Below are 16,860 nucleotides of genomic sequence, written 5' to 3' on the forward strand. Positions count from 1 at the left end.
GACAAATCTAATGCTAGATAACTCATATTCAGTATTTAAAAAACTATTTTTCGACTAAGCTGTAATTTTTATAGATTTAATAAAAAACTATTTCAAATTAGATAAAACACCCTTTTTTAGCATCTAATTTATCAAACTTTCTTTCGTAAACTTCAAAGGCAATAAATCAGCTATCGAACTCAAGATATAAATAGATTTATTCTCTCCTTCCATAATCATTCTTATAGGCTTATTTTGCTTATTTTCATATTCAGACATTACTTGGCGACACGAACCACAAGGAGAAATTGCAATAAAATCTGTTGCTTGCTGTGGTTTGGCTGCAATAGCAATCGTTTCTATTATTTCATTTGGAAATTGAGTAGAAGCTGAAAAAATAGCTGTTCGTTCGGCACAAAGTCCAGAAGGATAGGCTGCATTTTCTTGATTACTTCCCAAAACTACTTCTCCATTTTGTAATTGAATAGCTGCACCTACCGAAAAATTAGAATAAGGTGCATACGCTCTTTCTGTCGCTTTTCTAGCTTCATTTAATAAAAATAAATCTTCTTTTGAAAGTTCATTTTCAGTTTCGAAAACAGTAATCTGAATTTGTAATTGATGTATCTTTGACATAAAAATATGTATTTAGTAATTTTAATATGATTAAATAGGAAGGTAGAAAGAAACAAGGTTAGTTTTTTGTTATAAAAACTTGCTTAAATTTGTAGTTTCTAAACCCTAAGAGTCTTCAAGACCCTTAGGGTTTGAGTTTAGAATATTAAAATCATTCTTTTTTGAAGCAAATAGCCATTTTTTCGCCCAATTATTCCCCTGAACTCGGAGCATGTGCCTCCCGTATTCAGCATTTGGCAGAACGTTTACAAAAAGAAGGTAATCAAGTTACTGTTTATACGACATTTCCCAATTATCCAACAGGAAGTATTTTTTCTAGTTATAAAAAATTTCTTTTCAAAAAACTTATTCATAAAGAAACTATCAATGGAATAAAAGTAATTCGTTTTTCTTTTTATCCTTCCAATTCTTCCTCTACTTTTGTTCGTCTTTTTAGTATGTTCACGTTGGCTTTGAGTTGGTTTTTTGCTTTTCCATTTCTCAAAAGACAAGTTCCTAATATTATTTTGGTGCAAAGTCCTCCTCTTTTGCCTGTCTTTACAGTTTGGGTTTTATCAAAAATGATTAAGGTAACTACTCAAAAAGACTATTCCCCTTCACTTATTCTGAATCTTTCAGACCTTTACCCTCGTGTACTTTTGGATTTGGGTATAATAAACTTGAATACGATAAAAGGGCATACAATATACAACCTACTTTTGAATTTTGAAGCATTTCTCTATAAAAAAGTGAATTTTATTATCGGTCAGTCTGATGAAATAGTAGATTATGTCAAAAAAACAGTCCCTTCTACACCTATTTTTTTATACAGAAATGGTGTAGATTCTCAATCATTTAAGGTAAAAGAAAATTATAAAATAAAAGGAAGAGAGCCTATAAAATTGGTTTATGCAGGTCTTTTGGGTGTTGCTCAAGGAATTTTGGAAGTGATAGAAAATATAGATTTTGAAAAAATAAATGCTGAATTACATTTGTATGGAAATGGAAATGAGCGAGATTTGATAGAAAATTTTATCCAAACTAAATTTATAAATACAGATAAAAAACAAACTGTATTTCTTTATGATGCCATCCCTTCAAAAAAAATTGCCCAAAAATTAGCTGATTATGATGCAGCTATTATTATTCAGAAAAAACAAATTTTAGGAACTGTTCCTTCAAAAATATATGAAGCTATGGCAGCTGGGTTACCTATTTTATTGCTTGGAAGTGGAGAAAGTGCCTATTTAATCAAAAAATATAATTTAGGAATTACAATATCTACACAAACATCTAATATTTCATTGTCTGGTTTTGAACATTTGTTTGTAGATACTCGTACCTTAGAAGATAAAATGAAATCAATTGCTGATAAGATGGTAATTGAATTTAAAATACAACACTTAAAAAAGCTCTCTTCTAAAGAAAGACAAATCTTTGGGGAAAATGGAAGAAGAGCAGCTCAATATACTTTTGATAAAGAAATTCAATTCAAGAATATAAAAGAGTTTTTTGAATAAAATCTATTTTCGTGAAAAACAAGTTTATTAAAAAAATAAAAATGTTTTTTTACTATGAAAATTGCTTTTTGCTAGTTACTTTTGCAAGTCTAACAAATCGGTATTATATAATCCTGAAACACTGAAATTTTGAGTTTAATAAAATCAATATCTGGAATACGTGGAACAATCGGTGGAAAAGTAGGCGAAGGTCTTTCTCCGATTGATGTAGTAAAATTTGCTGCTGCTTATGGAAAGTGGGTTAGTGTTAGTGCTACTCAACATACATCTGAAGAAGCAGAAACTCCACAAAACCAAAAAATAATCATTGGACGTGATGCAAGAGTATCTGGACAGCTTGTTTCGCAACTTGTCAGTTCTACTTTGCAATCAATGGGCTTTGATGTGATAGATTTAGGTCTTTCTACTACTCCTACTGTCGAAATGGCTGTTCCGATGGAAAATGCAAGTGGTGGAATTATTCTTACTGCAAGCCATAATCCAGGAAACTGGAACGCACTCAAACTTTTGAATCAAAAAGGAGAGTTTATTTCTGCAAAAGAAGGTGAAGATATTTTAAAATTTGCTGAAAATGATGACTTTGAATTTGTAAAAGTTTCTGATTTAGGAAGCTATACAACTGATGATAGTTATATTCAAAAACATATTGATAAAATTTTAGAATTGCCTTTAGTTGATGTAGAAGCTATCAAAGCAAAAGACTTCAAAATAGCGATTGATGGTGTAAATTCTACTGGTGGAATTGCTATTCCGATGCTTTTGGAAGCCTTAGGAGTAACACAAGTAGATAAATTTTTCTGCGAACCAACAGGAATTTTTCAGCATAACCCAGAACCACTCCCTGAAAATCTAACTCATATTTGTTCTACTATCGAAAGTGGAAACTATAATTTAGGAATTGTAGTCGATCCAGATGTAGATAGATTAGCTCTCGTTTGTGAAGATGGAACTCCTTTTGGCGAAGAATATACACTTGTTACGATTGCAGATTATATTTTGCAACATCAAGCTGAAGGCGAAACAAAAAATACAGTTTCGAATCTTTCTTCTACACAAGCTCTCAAAGATGTAACACTAAAAGCAGGAGGAGAATACTTTGCTGCTGCTGTTGGAGAAGTAAATGTAGTAGAAAAAATGAAAGAATGTAATGCCATTATTGGAGGAGAAGGCAATGGAGGAATTATTTATCCTGAGTTACATTATGGACGTGATGCGCTTGTCGGAATTGCTTTGTTTTTGACTCAACTAGCCAAATTTACAGGCACTGCAAAAATGCTGCGTTCGAAATATCCAAGCTATCATATTTCTAAAAACAAAATCGAACTTACTCCTGAAATAAGTGTAGATAATGTTTTAGAAGAAATTTTGGATAAATATAAAAATTATCCAGTCAATACAATTGATGGTGTCAAAATTCAGTTTGATAGCGAATGGGTTCATCTTCGTAAATCGAATACAGAACCAATTATTCGTATTTATTCTGAATCACAATCAGAAGCCACAGCCGAACATTTAGCTCAAAAAATTATGCACGATATTAAAGAAATTATTACACAATAGATTATTTTTTGGTAGCTTGACTATCCGAACACCTAATAAAAAAACTGTCCAAAATCTATATTTTGGACAGTTTTTTTTATTTTACTTCTTGATTTTGATTGAAAAATATAGGTTTGTTTTCAACAGAAAATTATTTTGAAGAATTGCAAAGATTGTATAGCAAAAATGATAACTTTATTTTCTAGCAACTGTTTTATAATCAACTTTACATTTAGAAAAGTAAAATTATGCAAATCATTTTTATTTCAGATACACACGGACAGCACAAAAACCTTCATTTGCCAAAACTAGAAGGTAACAAAACAATGCTTATTCATACAGGCGATATTAGCAAACGAGGAAAAGAAGATGAAATAAAAGATTTTTTGGACTGGTTTGAAGTTCAAGATTATACCTACAAAGTTTTTATAGCTGGAAATCATGATTTTTTATTTGAAATGAATCCTACTTTAGCCGAATCATTTATTCCTGAAAATATTATTTATCTGAATAACTCATCTATTGAAATAGAAGGAATCAAAATTTGGGGTTCACCTATTACGCCTCGTTTTTATGATTGGGCTTTTAATTGTGATAGAGGACAAAAAATTCTCAACTATTGGGAACAGATTCCAACTGATACAGATATTTTACTTACACATGGTCCTGCTTACGGAATTTTAGACCAAACAATACAAAGTTTGCAAGTAGGTTGTGAAGAGCTAATTCAATTTGTAGAGAAAATAAAACCCAAAATTCATGCCTTTGGGCATATTCATGAAGCGTATGGAAAAGTAAGCAATCAAACTACTACTTTTATAAATGCTAGTGTTTTGGATATACGTTACAAGCTTGTCAATCAACCTTTTTTGATTGATTGGAAGGAGTTATAAAAATATTGTAATTTATAAGTGAGAGTAGAACCTAACTATTTTTAATCGTGATATTTTATGTAATTTTCTTAGCTTCTATTTTCTTATATATCCATTCAATAATGAAGCAAAAAGCAATTATACTTAAAGATACAATAATGCCTGTTTGATTCGAAGAGAATTGCTGATTGATAAGGACAATTATTGCAATAGAACAGAGAGTGAAACCAAAAAAAGAAATAATTTTATTTCCCTTTATTTCTTTAGATAATCTATACCCTATTAAGTTTACAATCGCAAAGACAACTAAAAAACCAATACTTCCTGCTGTTGAAATACTTTCTAGTTGTAGTGTATTGGCAAAAAATAATGTAGCTATTGCTGTTATTAACAACCCAATTGGTTGATTCCATAATTTTCCTGTAAGTTGGTGTGGCAATTCATCATCTTCTGCAATTTCATAATTAACTCTACTTCCTCCCAATAAAGAAGCATTAATGGCTGAAAATGTAGAAATAAGTGCAGCAATAGTAATAATTGTAAATCCAGCTTGTCCCAACATTGGTTTGGCTGCTTCTGCTAATACATAATCTTGTGCATCTGCAATTTGACTAAAAAGAAGTGAACCTGTAGTAACTATTGCGATAATAATGTATAAGATAATGACAAATACAATAGAGTAATAATAGGCTCTTGGAATATTTTTAGTTGGATTTTCTATATCTGTAGCTGCATTGGCAATAAGTTCGAAGCCTTCATAAGCAACAAAAATTACCATTCCCCCAGCAAATAATTGTACAGGGTTTTCCCAGTTTGAGATAGCAAGTTGTTCTAAATTTGGATTTCCTATCAAACCATACGCACCAATAGCTACAAACCCAATAAGTATTATAAGTTTGATAACAACAGCATACATTTCTATCTTACCCACTATTTTAATGCTATAATAATTTATTACTGTTGCCAAAATAATAATGGCACTTGCATAAATATGTGTATCTATTATTTTATCCTGTGTTATTTCAAATAAATTGGGGGCATACGAACCAAATGCAGAAGCATATAAAGACAACATAATAACATAACTAATCCACAATAAATTATTAATTCCACCACTAAATATACTTTTTCCAAAAGCTTGATTTACAAATTTTACAGTTCCTCCTCTATCAGGATAGATTAAAGAAAGTTTTACATAGCTATAAGAGGTTATCAAAGCTAAAAGTCCTGCCAATAAAAATGCAATGGGTGTTCCTCCTTTAGCCAATGATACAGCAAGTCCTAGAACAGCAAATATGCCACCTCCGACCATTCCACCCACGCCAATAGATATTGCTTCTGTTAATTTGATTTTTTCTGCCATATTTTAAAAAATAACTCCAATTTGAATGAATCAATTATTTACAATTTAAAAATCCTATCAAATCTTTTTAGTCTGATAGGATTTTAGTTTTACTTTATTTCTTGATTTTCAACTCCTGCTTGACTTTGAGTAACAGGAGTAATCAATTTTTGGTTTGGTTTCAAAAACTCTTCATACAGATTTGCTTTACTGACAGACTCTGGTGTAATCAAGAAAAATTCTTCGTGTTGATTGAAAATAGGTTTACCCTCGGCACGCTTATATTTATAGTAATTGCTGTCTTCATGTAAAATATAGCTATTCATTGTGTCTTTCAAGTTGTAAGAAAGCAAATTGATAGCCTGTTGTTTTGCATTTTCATTCAATAATAAAAACAAAGACTCAATTCTTCTATCAAAACTACGTACCATGGCATCAGCACTTCCACTATAAATTTTAGGGTCGCCATTATTATGAAAATAAAAAATACGTGAATGCTCTAAAAAGTCTCCTACAATCGAACGAACACTAATATTTTCACTAAGTCCTGCTCGTTTTGGACGAATACAACAAATTCCTCTTACAATCAGCTCAATCGGAACACCTGCTTGTGAGGCTTCATAAAGCGCATCGATGAATAATTTGTCTTGTAATGAATTTACTTTTACACAAATTCCTGCTGGAAGTCCATCTAGTGCATTTCTAGTCTCATTCTGAATGAGTGCAATAAGTTGATGGCGCATAAAATTAGGCGCAGTCAGAAGTTGTTCGTAACGGTCTGGGTCAGAGTGTCCTGTAATGGCATTGAAAAACTCTGAAACATCTCTTGCATAAATTTCATTAGTAGTCAGAAGTCCAATATCTGTATAGAGTTTTGCAGTAGATTCGTTGTAGTTTCCACTAGACATATGCACATAACGCACTACATTCTGACCTTCTTTTCTGACAACCAACATTATTTTTGTATGCGTTTTGAGCTGTGTAACTCCATAAATCACAAAACAACCAGCTTGTTGTAATTTTTTGGCTTCTCTAATATTATTTTCTTCATCAAAACGAGCTGTTACTTCAAACAAAACCGAAACGTGTTTTCCATTTTCGGCAGCACGTAAAAGAGCCGATGTAATTCTAGAATCTTTTGCTAGTCTATAAATTGTCGTTTTGATTGCCAACACATTTGGGTCTTCAGCAGCTTCTTCTATCATTTCCAAAACAGGTTCCATGCTGTTGTAAGGATGATGAAGAACAATATCTTCTTTCTTTATTCTGTCAAAAATACTATCATCATGTCGTTTTTTCTGTGTATTTTCTTCTTGACGTAAAAATGCTAATGGCTTGACAGGCTCGTGAGGTAAAGGCAGGAATTCTGATAAATCTTTATGCCCTACAATTTGCCAAAGACAAGTAAGGTCAATTAATTTTTCTACTTCAAAAACATTATCTTCTTCAATATCCCAACGAGATTTGAGAAGACTAAGCATCCAAGTTGAATAATTTTTTTCTATTTCCAAACGAACGACTCGTCCTGTTTTTCTAGTTTTTAGTTTTTGTTTTACTTCCTGCACAAAATCAACTTCCATATCATCACTTTCATCAAGTGTAAAATCGCCATTTCTTGTGATACGAAGTAAACTCACTCCCAAAATATCTACATTTCTAAAAAACTTATAGATATACTTTCTTATAATTTCTTCAATAGGAAGGAAAATGACTGTTTCTCCTCTGCTCATTTCAAAAAAACGAGGAAGATTTTGAGGAATTTGAATAAAAGAAACTTTTCTACTTGCTTTACTTGCTCCTTTTATATTTGTAACGACACCAAAGACCAATAATTTGTTCATCAGAATTGGAAAAGTATGGTAATTGTCATATACCATTGGCGTAAGCATTGGAAAAATAGTATGCTGAAAATATTCTGCTACTTCCTCTTCCTCTTCTTTCAGTATTTCTTCGCCATCAATAATTCTGAAATTATTTTCGCCACAATTAGGAAGTAAATCATGTAAATATTGATATTGTTTTTGTACAAACTCTTGACTTTCGTGTAATAATTTTTGTCGAAATGGTAGCTCACGCAATCCTGAATAATCTAAGCGTTGTTTGTTATAATCCATATAATTATACAAACTACCTACCCGAATCATAAAAAATTCATCAAGGTTAGAAGCCGTAATTGCCAAAAATTTGAACTTTTCCAAAATAGTACGACGCTCTGCCGTTACTTGGTCTAAAACTCTATAATTAAACTGTACCCAACTCAAATCACGACTTAGGTACTGGCTTTGTTCGATTACTTCTTCTATTTTTTCAGGCGAAATCATATTATGGTTTTCTTAAATTATTGTCTAATTAGACATAGGATAGCTTTATTTCTGATAGTTTGAAACTAGCATGGGAAGGAATACACAAAGTACAAAAAAAACTGTGTATCAATCAAGTTGTTTTATTTTTTTTAGAGTAAAGACCCAAAGTTTCATAATCTGATTTGATATATTTACTTATTGTCAAAATAGATTTAATAAAGATTTAAAATATCATGTGTTTTTGCTAAAAATTAAATGAAAATTGATAAGTAAGTAAACAAATTTGTAAATTTGTGTTTATTGCTTTATATGCCTTTTATTTTTTTAGTTAAATTGTTTCTAATTAGCTTAACTTTATTCTACCTTTGTTCCAATTTTATAGTAAAGTTTTACCAACTATTTAGCAAAAGAAAAATTCCAATATACAGAATCCATTATCATTACTAACTGCTCCCACTCAACCACAGCCTAACACATGAAATATCCAAATACTAATATACACCCAGATGCCAAAATTGCAAAAAATGTAACTATCGAACCTTTTGCAACTATTTATGGCGATGTAGAAATAGGAGAAGGAACTTGGATTGCTGCAAATGTAGTAATAATGGACGGTGCAAGAATAGGAAAAAATTGCAAAATTTATCCAGGAGCAGTAATTTCGGGCGACCCACAAGACCTAAAATATAAAGGCGAAAAAACATTAACAATAATTGGAGATAATACTACAATTAGAGAATTTGCTACCATAAACAAAGGAACAGATGATAGAATGCAAACCACAGTTGGAAATAATGTTTTGGTAATGGCGTATGTTCATATTGCTCATGATTGTATTGTCGGAGATAATTGTGTCTTGGTAAATGGTGTTCAGCTTGCAGGACATGTAGTAGTCGAAGAATTTGCAATTATTGGAGGTACAAGTGCTGTTTTGCAGTTTGTTAAGATTGGCGCACATGCCATGATTGCAGGTGGTTCATTAGTCAGAAAAGATGTTCCTCCTTATATTCGTGCTGGACGTGAACCTCTTTCGTATGCAGGAATTAATATTGTAGGACTTCGCAGACGTGGTTTTAATGCAGGAAAAACTGCCGAACTTAGAGAAATATATCGTCTTATTTATTCAGCAGGACTCAATACACAAGAGGCAATCAAGCAAATAGAAGAATTAGAACCACAAACTGCCGAAAAAACACAGATTGTAGAGTTTATCAAAAATGCAAAAAAAGGAATTATTAGAAGTGGAAATGAAGATGATACAATCGGAATATAATCAGTTATCAGTAAGTAGTAATCAGTTGCCAGTTAAATTCTAATTCAATGATTTTTTTTCTACAAAATACGCTTTCTTCAGAGATAAATGGATTTTCTAGGGTAGAATATTTAGCTGTATTTAATGCTATTATTTTTGGTTTTATTGTAGCCGAATTCTTTATGGGTTGGGGAAACTTTATGCGTTATCGCTCCCAAATCAAGTTTGACTTTGTTCCTGTAATTTGGTCTTTTCTTACTTTTTTGGTTTCTATTTTGATTTGGTGGGGAACTTGGACAAATAATGAGTTTATTGGAGTAAATATTTTTTATTATTATTATTCCCTTGTTTTGCCTCTGCTTTTATATTTGGTTTGTGTGTTTTTATTCCCCAAAATCAATGAAACAAGGTATGAAAAAGATGTTTTTGATTTAGAACGCTATTTTCAAAAACAAGCTCCTCTTATCTGTTTTCTTTATGGATTGCTATTTACAGCAATGATTCTGAACTCTGTTATTTTTCAAGAATACGAATTTTTCCACATCAAGAATTACATAAAAGGAGGTGCTACTCTGTTTGCTTTTGGTGGAATGATTGTCAAAACAAAAGCCTATTATTGGCTCATTACGGCTGTGATGCTTTTGCTTTTTATTGGATTTTTGATGACGATGTAAATTTTGGAAATAGAACATCTATAAGATGCACAACATTAAAATTACATTATTGTACTTCCAACACATTCCAAATTCCCCAAAAAACATCGTTACTATTTTCTTTTTTAGAATCTGTATTTGCAATAAAAATTCTACCTGCCTTTTTTTCTGAATCAAAATACATAAGTGCATTTGTTCCAGGGTCTCCTCCTGTATGTCCGATGGCATTGTAAGCAAGTTCTTTATCTAAAAATAAACCTACATTAAAATTCTCTTTTCCATCAAAATTTTCTTGTTTGAGTTGAGATTTAAAAAACTCTTCGTAGTTATTTTTATTCAGAAGTGTTCCGTTGCCTTCATATCCTTTCATTAAATCTATCAAAAATTTACTCAAATCGGTACTTGAAGTAATCAGTCCTCCGTCTGGATAAGAAAGAATTGTATAATAAGGTAATTCTTGATTATCAAAATAAAGTTTAGAATAAGCAGAGCTATCCACATCTTCAAATAACCAACTGGTAGCATTCATTTCTAAAGGCTCAAAAATATGTTCTTTTGTAAACTCATGAAATGGCTTTTTGGCGACTGATTCTATTAGCAAAGCACAAAGAGCAGCACCAACATTACTATATTCATAAATTTTGTTTGGTTTTCGGTTTGCGTAAGTGGCTGTGTCGTAAAACTCATTTCCTTTTACTAAAATCTTTTCTAAATATTCAGATAAAGGCATCCAATTCTGTGATGGATTTTGATAATACAATTCATACTTTTCTTTCAAACTCTCATCAATAGCAACATCATTTCTATTAATATAATCTGTTTTCATATACGTTTCTGTATCGACAATAGAACTTGTATGTGTAGCCAAATGACGAGCAGTTATTTTTTCATTCGGAAAGTTAGGGTTAATGACTTCAAAAGGTAAATAATCATTGATTGGCGCATCTAAATCAAGCAAGTTCATTTCGTGCGCCTTCAAAAGAGAAACTCCGATAAATACTTTAGAAACAGAAGCTATATTAATGATAGTATTTTCTGTATATTCTTTCTGGTTTTTTACATCTGCATAGCCAAAACCACGATTATAAAGAATGCCAGAAGTATCTACCACAGTCGCTGAAAAACCATTAAAAACACCTAAATTATAAAGACTATCTAGTTCTGTGGTTATATTAGGACGTAGAGAAGTTGTTTTTGAAATTTCTATTTTTTGTTTTGTTTCCTCTTTTTGAGTTGGCTTGTCTTTACAAGAAGACAGCAGAATAATTAGTGAGAATATGGCAGGTAGTAGTTTCATTTTTTTTGTGGTTTAAAGTTTTCATTTTTCTAAAGATAGCAAAATATCATTTTGAAATAATAACTTTTTGATAAACCTGTCCTTTTTCTGTGCTAAAAATAATCATATACAATCCACTAGCAAAATGAGAAATATCAATTTCATTTTCAAAATTTTGAATCTGTTTTTCTATCAAAACTTGTCCTTTTGCATTGTATAAAACTAAACTTCCTTTTTCTTTTGTTTGAACAGTCAGAATATCTTTTACAGGATTTGGAAATACTTTTAAAAACGAATTTTCATTCGTTTTGTCATCCTCAATTCCAGAAATAATTTCTCCCAAAGGTGAAAGCCATTGAAGTCCTCCTCCAACTGTTCCAATCATAATTTGAGAACCAAATGCGACAGGAAAAACAGTATTTCCAAAATATAAAGTAGAATTTTGAGAATTTAATAGATTAGAAGGAAAATCTGTTGGCAAGTTTTGAGTAGAAAGTGACAGAGGAATTAAATCAAAATTCGCTGCTTGGTTTTTGAAATCTGTGATTAAAAAAAGTCCATTCTCTGGGTCAGATAGTAATAAGTTTTCTGAAACTTGTCCGTTTTCGGTTCTCTGATAAAGCGCAAAACTTCCTCGTGTAAAATTCTGATTACCAAAGTTTTGATTATCTAAATTAAAGCTACCATTATCTTGTCTTAAAAACGATTTTATTCCTCCTCCATTTTGCAAAACTAGTAAATCAATTTCATCATCATCGTTTAATTCTGTCAATAAAATTTCGTCATTTACTCTCAAGTTAATTCCTGTCAAGAAAATTTCTTTCAAATCATTCAATGAAAAACTAGCTTGAGTAGTTCCTTTATTTTCTATCCAGAAAACACCTGTTTTTCTTGTATTCACATCAAAGGCTGTAAATAATAAATCTTGCTTATCATCTCCATTAAAATCTGAAATGATAGGCTTCAAAAACTGAAATTGAAACGTTGAAGAACTGGCAAAATTCAGATAATCATCATTTCTATACTGAAACTTTGGACTTTCATTGCTTCCAATATTCTCTAAAAAATGTAATCTTGCTTTATAGGAAGTAGAAGAAAATAAATGTCCACGTTCTCCCAAAATCATGTCCAAATCTCCGTCATTATCTGCATCTATGAAAGCAGGACGAGCATTCTCTCCAATATCAAACATTTTATCTTGTAGAAAATTTTCTTGTACAAAGTCAAAATTAGGGTTTTCTTTTGTTCCTTTATTTTCATAAAGCCAAGCTGAATTTTCATAATCAATTAAATTTCCATCATTTGAATATAAATTAGGCGCAGCTATCACATCAGGATTTCCATCAAAGGTAACATCTTCATAAAAAACAGCCGAAAAAGTAGGAATTTCAATCGGTTTTTGAGAAGGAAAACGAGTCTTTGGGTTTCTTAGAATAGCTTCTGTATTCGCATTTTGCCCTATTTTCTCATTAAATAAAGCTGTTATATAATCACAAGCTACATCTCCAACCAATAAATCTAAAGAAGGATTATTATCTAAATTCAAAATCAAAAGCGATGAACCAGCATGTTCTACCCTTTCAGTTCTACAACTATTTGCACCAAAGATATAACTCTCACAAAAACATTCTTCAAAATCACCCCATTTTATGGTTTCTTTCTCAAAAACTAAACTATCTGAAATAGAATAATTTTCTTGACTTAGATTTTTATGCCATTCGACAGTTGTTCCGATAAAAGGACGAAAATTGAGAATGTCCATATCTCCATCATTATCCAAATCCAAAATTGCAGGAATATCAGTTGCATCAATGCCTAGGTTTAGTGGACTTCCAGAAATCCCTGTACTAAAAAGTAGCTTCTTAGATACTTTGAAACCCAAATTATTAGTTTCATTTTTTGTGTTTTTATAAACAATAACTCCAGAAGGTGTAGAAGCGAAAATATCTTTTTGTCCGTCATTGTCATAATCACGAAGCAAAACCCAGTTTCTTAATTTTGGAAAAAGCTGTGTGTACTCAGGTGCAAAACTCCAATAACTTTTATTTTGATTATCTTTTTTTTGAAGAAAAATAAGAATTTGATTTGTCGTTCTATCAAAAATAAAAAGGTCTTCCAAATCGTCATTATCTACTTTGATTGTAGAAAACTGAGGAGAATTAAATCCACCTGTAAGAGCTAACTTTTGCCCATCTTTGATAATTTCTATATTCGTATCAAAACTGACTGGGAAAGTTTGTCCAAATACAAGAAAAGGATAAAATATTAAGATAAAAGAGATTAGATTTTTCATAATTAGTTGTTTTAGTTTTTGTAAATATAAAAAAAGCTATTTCTAGTTTTTGTTTAGAAATAGCTTTTTAAAGAAATTTATCAAGAATTTTTCTTAGCTCTTAAAATTTGTCTTCTGAAGAATCTATTACTTCTTGTTTCATTGTTGTAATAGCAACATAAAAAAAATAGAATGGAATAAGAAAAACCAACATTAGAGGAATCATTCCTCCTCCTAAATTAATATTGAATGACTCTCCTAATACAAGTGCTATTATACCTAAAAAGTTAAATAAACTCACTGGAATTAATATTATTACCAAATAAGCTATTTTCGTTTGCTTCCATTTCTTTAGAGAATTAATATATTTTTTTTTTGTACAAAGTAATTCCATACAAGTACAAAAAATATAGAAACCTAATAAATCAATAAACACTAATATGTTCCCTATTATACTAAATAAAGGAGGTTCAGAATAAATAAGAATACCATAAATAGATAAGAATAATGACAAAAATGCAATCCATTTTGCTCTTTCTATTAGATAATTATATCTTCTATTAACCTTGACAGAGATAAAATAATTTACCCCCCTTATAATTAAAACAACTCCAATTATATCATTTACAAAATCAATTACAAATCCATTTCCGTTTGTTGTTTGAGAAAATGTAATATCAATAACACAAATAATTCCTCCAATCAGAATATAATTCAAATACTTGATTAACTGTCTTTTATCTGTTTCCATATCTGAGAATTAGTTTAATTGTTGGTATAAATGAAAAAAGCCATTTCTAGTTTTTATTTAGAAATGACTTTTAGAAGAAGTTTAAAGATACTATTTCCAGCCTACTTCGTCAAAAATAATAACTGCTTTTTCTTGATTTTCACCTAATTTTGAAAGACTCAATGTATCTTCTTTGAAAGTTCCCCAATCTTTAAGTGTTTGAGCCATTTCTACGTCGGTACGAACAGGATATTCCATTTCTTCTCTCACATAAACTTCTTGTGCTTCTTTGCTTGTCAAAAATTCAATCAATTTAATTGCATTTTCTTTATTAGGCGCATATTTGGTTACGGCAGCACCACTTACGTTGATATGTGTTCCTCTTCCGTCTTGATTTGGAAAAATAACAGCTACTTTTTGGGCTGCTTTTACATTTTCTTCGTCTGTGTCGTTGAGCATTTGTGCTAGGTAGTAGGTATTCACTACCCCTATTGTTCCTTCTCCTGCTGCAATGGCTTTTATTTGGTCACGGTCGCCGCCTTTTGGAGTTCTTGCCATACTATGTACAATATTACTTGCCCATATCTTTGCACCTTTTTCTCCGTTATGAGCAATAATAGAAGCCAAAAGAGACTGATTATACACATTCCCTGACGAACGAATCAAAATTTTTCCGTTTCCGTCTTTCCCTGTGTTAGAAAAGTCTTTGTTTGCCAAACTCTCATATGTTTTTATATTTTCAGCCTTCTCTATCTTCTTATCATAAACAATTACTCTAGCACGTTTTGTAATTCCGAACCACTGATTATCTGCATCTCTCAAGTGAGCAGGAATATTTGTAAACAAAGTTTCTGACTCAATCGGTTGTAAAAGTTCTTTTGATTTTGCTCTGTGTAAACGACCAGCATCAACAGTAATCAAAACATCTGCAGGAGAATTTTGTCCTTCCATTTCCAATTTATTGATAAGCTCATCAGCCGAAGCCTTTACTACATTTACTTTTATGCCTGTTTGCTTTTCAAACTCTGCAAAAAGATTTTTATCAGATTCATAATGACGGTGTGAATAAACATTTACTTCTTTTGATTCTTCCACCACAGCAGTAGAGTCAGAAGTAGTTTCTGTATTCTCTTTTTTGTTGTCATTACAAGCAAAAAATGAAATAGATACTAAAAATAAAATAAATACTGAATTAATACTAGCAAAAATACGATTCATAATTTTTGAGTTATAAATGCCATTGATTAGAAAACCAACAACTGCGATAAAAAAATAGATAAGATTTAAAAACCTTATTTAGAATGATTTTAAACAACAAAGGTAGTAAATCAAATTACATTTCATCGAATTCAATGCTATTTTCACAAAAATTATGGATTGATTCATACTACTGAACAAAAAAAGATATAGGTCAGTCTCCGTAGAGTAGAGCGTTTGTAGTCAATTTCTCTTGCTTTTAGTTTCAGTAGATGGTCTGCCTTTTGGGACTAACTTATTTATTATCCTGTGATTAATTTAATTATTTTTCCTAAATTGAAAGACTAAGAAACTTTTCTAAAAATAATGACGTTTAGAAATTCATATAACAAAAATCAAATTTATTTATCAAATAGAATAAACAAACACAACTTATGTCAAACAAATTACACGAGCTTTTAGCTGTCGAACAAGAAAGAAAAAACAAAGCCAATCAAGCTATTGGTGAAGCAAAAAAGACATTTACCAAAAATGACCCTTATTTTGATGGAATGGTAAAACACTATATTTCTTTAGAAGAAAATTCTGATGAAATTCCTGATGAAACTAAGGAAATGGTAACCACTGTCAAGAAAAAAATAGAAGAAGCCATGGAACTTATCATTGCAGGAATTGATGCCAATATTTCGAAAGAAGAAACTAATTCTGCTGATGTTGCAAAAGCTGAATTAACGATAGGAAACAAAAAAATTGGTACATTTTCAGCAACTTCTCTTTTAGCTTTAGAAAGCAATATCAATCGTTTGAAAGATTTGTACAATGCAATTCCTACCCTTGACCAAACTCGTAAGTGGGAATTTGATAACAAAACAAATGTATATCGTACACCTGAGGAAGTAAAGTTCCGTACTGTCAAACGCCCAAAAGTCATTGTAAAATATGAAGCTACAAAGGAACACCCAGCACAAACCGAATTATTGAATCTTGATTTTCAAGTAGGTAAATATGAAACGGTTTATACATCTGGAAAGGTTACTTCTTCTCAAAAAAGCGATATGATTTCACGTATTGATGAACTTTTGGAAGCTGTCAAGATTGCTCGTTCAAAGGCAAATAATGCAGAAGTCAAGAATACAAAAGTAGGAAAAGATATTTTTGAATTTATCCACAAAGGAATTTTGAAATAATGGTAAATTTTTAATAAAAAATCAAATTCCATAAAAAAAGGTTTTGAAAACATTGTTTTTCAAAACCTTTTCTATTTTTAGATTTATCAAAAAATAGAAAAAAAGAAATTAAATTGGTTTTAC

At 31.0% G+C, this 16,860-nt stretch carries 13 protein-coding genes; 6 read left to right on the forward strand and 7 right to left on the reverse strand.

The annotated features are described in order from the left end of the window. Window positions 1-123 precede the first annotated feature (123 nt). The gene (gene cdd / locus ACE193_RS12125) at window positions 124-615 is read right to left on the reverse strand and encodes a cytidine deaminase (RefSeq protein ID WP_375563252.1); all 492 of its coding nucleotides are present in this window, start codon (window positions 613-615) and stop codon (window positions 124-126) included. A gap of 161 nt (window positions 616-776) precedes the next feature. Here cdd and ACE193_RS12130 point away from each other — a divergent pair, with 161 nt between their 5' ends. The 3 genes from ACE193_RS12130 (at window position 777) to ACE193_RS12140 (ending at window position 4,546) form a co-directional block, all read left to right on the forward strand. Further along, on the forward strand, window positions 777-2,114 hold the full coding sequence (locus tag ACE193_RS12130) for a glycosyltransferase family 4 protein (RefSeq protein WP_375563253.1): 1,338 nt from the start codon (window positions 777-779) through the stop codon (window positions 2,112-2,114). Window positions 2,115-2,243: 129 nt separating this feature from the next. After that, window positions 2,244-3,674, forward strand: coding sequence for a phosphoglucosamine mutase (gene glmM / locus ACE193_RS12135; RefSeq protein ID WP_375563254.1), 1,431 nt, complete (start codon window positions 2,244-2,246; stop codon window positions 3,672-3,674). A gap of 227 nt (window positions 3,675-3,901) precedes the next feature. Further along, on the forward strand, window positions 3,902-4,546 hold the full coding sequence (locus ACE193_RS12140) for a metallophosphatase domain-containing protein (protein ID WP_375563255.1): 645 nt from the start codon (window positions 3,902-3,904) through the stop codon (window positions 4,544-4,546). A 55-nt stretch (window positions 4,547-4,601) separates the two neighbouring features. On the opposite strand, the gene ACE193_RS12145 is transcribed toward ACE193_RS12140, so the two are convergent. Together ACE193_RS12145 and ppk1 are read right to left on the reverse strand one after the other, a co-directional pair. Then, on the reverse strand, window positions 4,602-5,888 hold the full coding sequence (locus ACE193_RS12145; protein ID WP_375563256.1) for an APC family permease: 1,287 nt from the start codon (window positions 5,886-5,888) through the stop codon (window positions 4,602-4,604). Between the two features lie 89 nt (window positions 5,889-5,977). Further along, entirely contained in the window at window positions 5,978-8,188 is a 2,211-nt protein-coding gene (gene ppk1, locus ACE193_RS12150) for a polyphosphate kinase 1 (RefSeq protein WP_375563258.1), read from the reverse strand. Window positions 8,189-8,645: 457 nt separating this feature from the next. Between ppk1 and lpxA the strand changes: the two genes are divergently transcribed. Continuing rightward, a complete protein-coding gene (gene lpxA, locus ACE193_RS12155; protein ID WP_375563260.1) occupies window positions 8,646-9,443 on the forward strand; it encodes an acyl-ACP--UDP-N-acetylglucosamine O-acyltransferase in 798 nt (265 codons plus the stop codon). A 47-nt stretch (window positions 9,444-9,490) separates the two neighbouring features. After that, the gene (locus ACE193_RS12160; RefSeq protein WP_375563261.1) at window positions 9,491-10,096 is read left to right on the forward strand and encodes a hypothetical protein; all 606 of its coding nucleotides are present in this window, start codon (window positions 9,491-9,493) and stop codon (window positions 10,094-10,096) included. Window positions 10,097-10,142: 46 nt separating this feature from the next. Here the strand turns inward: ACE193_RS12160 and ACE193_RS12165 are convergent, their stop codons facing one another. From ACE193_RS12165 to ACE193_RS12180, 4 genes are all read right to left on the reverse strand, one after another. Further along, window positions 10,143-11,372: a serine hydrolase domain-containing protein gene (locus ACE193_RS12165; RefSeq protein WP_375563262.1), complete on the reverse strand. Its 1,230-nt coding sequence runs from the start codon at window positions 11,370-11,372 to the stop codon at window positions 10,143-10,145. Window positions 11,373-11,418: 46 nt separating this feature from the next. Further along, a complete protein-coding gene (locus tag ACE193_RS12170) occupies window positions 11,419-13,644 on the reverse strand; it encodes a T9SS type A sorting domain-containing protein (protein ID WP_375563263.1) in 2,226 nt (741 codons plus the stop codon). A 100-nt stretch (window positions 13,645-13,744) separates the two neighbouring features. Then, on the reverse strand, window positions 13,745-14,374 hold the full coding sequence (locus tag ACE193_RS12175; protein ID WP_375563264.1) for a hypothetical protein: 630 nt from the start codon (window positions 14,372-14,374) through the stop codon (window positions 13,745-13,747). 90 nt (window positions 14,375-14,464) lie between these two features. Next, complete coding sequence (locus ACE193_RS12180) at window positions 14,465-15,571, reverse strand: Fe(3+) ABC transporter substrate-binding protein (protein WP_375563265.1); 1,107 nt, start codon at window positions 15,569-15,571, stop codon at window positions 14,465-14,467. A gap of 413 nt (window positions 15,572-15,984) precedes the next feature. On the opposite strand from ACE193_RS12180, the gene ACE193_RS12185 reads away from it, so the two are divergent. Further along, the gene (locus ACE193_RS12185) at window positions 15,985-16,737 is read left to right on the forward strand and encodes a hypothetical protein (protein WP_375563266.1); all 753 of its coding nucleotides are present in this window, start codon (window positions 15,985-15,987) and stop codon (window positions 16,735-16,737) included. The last annotated feature ends 123 nt before the right edge of the window (window positions 16,738-16,860 follow it).

Origin of the sequence: Bernardetia aquimarina, assembly GCF_042180575.1 — a bacterium.
Classification (GTDB): domain Bacteria; phylum Bacteroidota; class Bacteroidia; order Cytophagales; family Bernardetiaceae; genus Bernardetia.

Excerpts from the sequence above, each read along its gene's own strand:
- cdd (WP_375563252.1), bottom strand. The coding sequence starts at position 615 with ATGTCAAAGATACATCAATTACAAATTCAGATTACTGTTTTCGAAACT.
- ACE193_RS12140 (WP_375563255.1), top strand. The coding sequence starts at position 3,902 with ATGCAAATCATTTTTATTTCAGATACACACGGACAGCACAAAAACCTT.
- ACE193_RS12145 (WP_375563256.1), bottom strand. The coding sequence starts at position 5,888 with ATGGCAGAAAAAATCAAATTAACAGAAGCAATATCTATTGGCGTGGGT.
- ppk1 (WP_375563258.1), bottom strand. The coding sequence starts at position 8,188 with ATGATTTCGCCTGAAAAAATAGAAGAAGTAATCGAACAAAGCCAGTAC.
- lpxA (WP_375563260.1), top strand. The coding sequence starts at position 8,646 with ATGAAATATCCAAATACTAATATACACCCAGATGCCAAAATTGCAAAA.
- ACE193_RS12160 (WP_375563261.1), top strand. The coding sequence starts at position 9,491 with ATGATTTTTTTTCTACAAAATACGCTTTCTTCAGAGATAAATGGATTT.
- ACE193_RS12165 (WP_375563262.1), bottom strand. The coding sequence starts at position 11,372 with ATGAAACTACTACCTGCCATATTCTCACTAATTATTCTGCTGTCTTCT.
- ACE193_RS12170 (WP_375563263.1), bottom strand. The coding sequence starts at position 13,644 with ATGAAAAATCTAATCTCTTTTATCTTAATATTTTATCCTTTTCTTGTA.
- ACE193_RS12175 (WP_375563264.1), bottom strand. The coding sequence starts at position 14,374 with ATGGAAACAGATAAAAGACAGTTAATCAAGTATTTGAATTATATTCTG.
- ACE193_RS12180 (WP_375563265.1), bottom strand. The coding sequence starts at position 15,571 with ATGAATCGTATTTTTGCTAGTATTAATTCAGTATTTATTTTATTTTTA.
- ACE193_RS12185 (WP_375563266.1), top strand. The coding sequence starts at position 15,985 with ATGTCAAACAAATTACACGAGCTTTTAGCTGTCGAACAAGAAAGAAAA.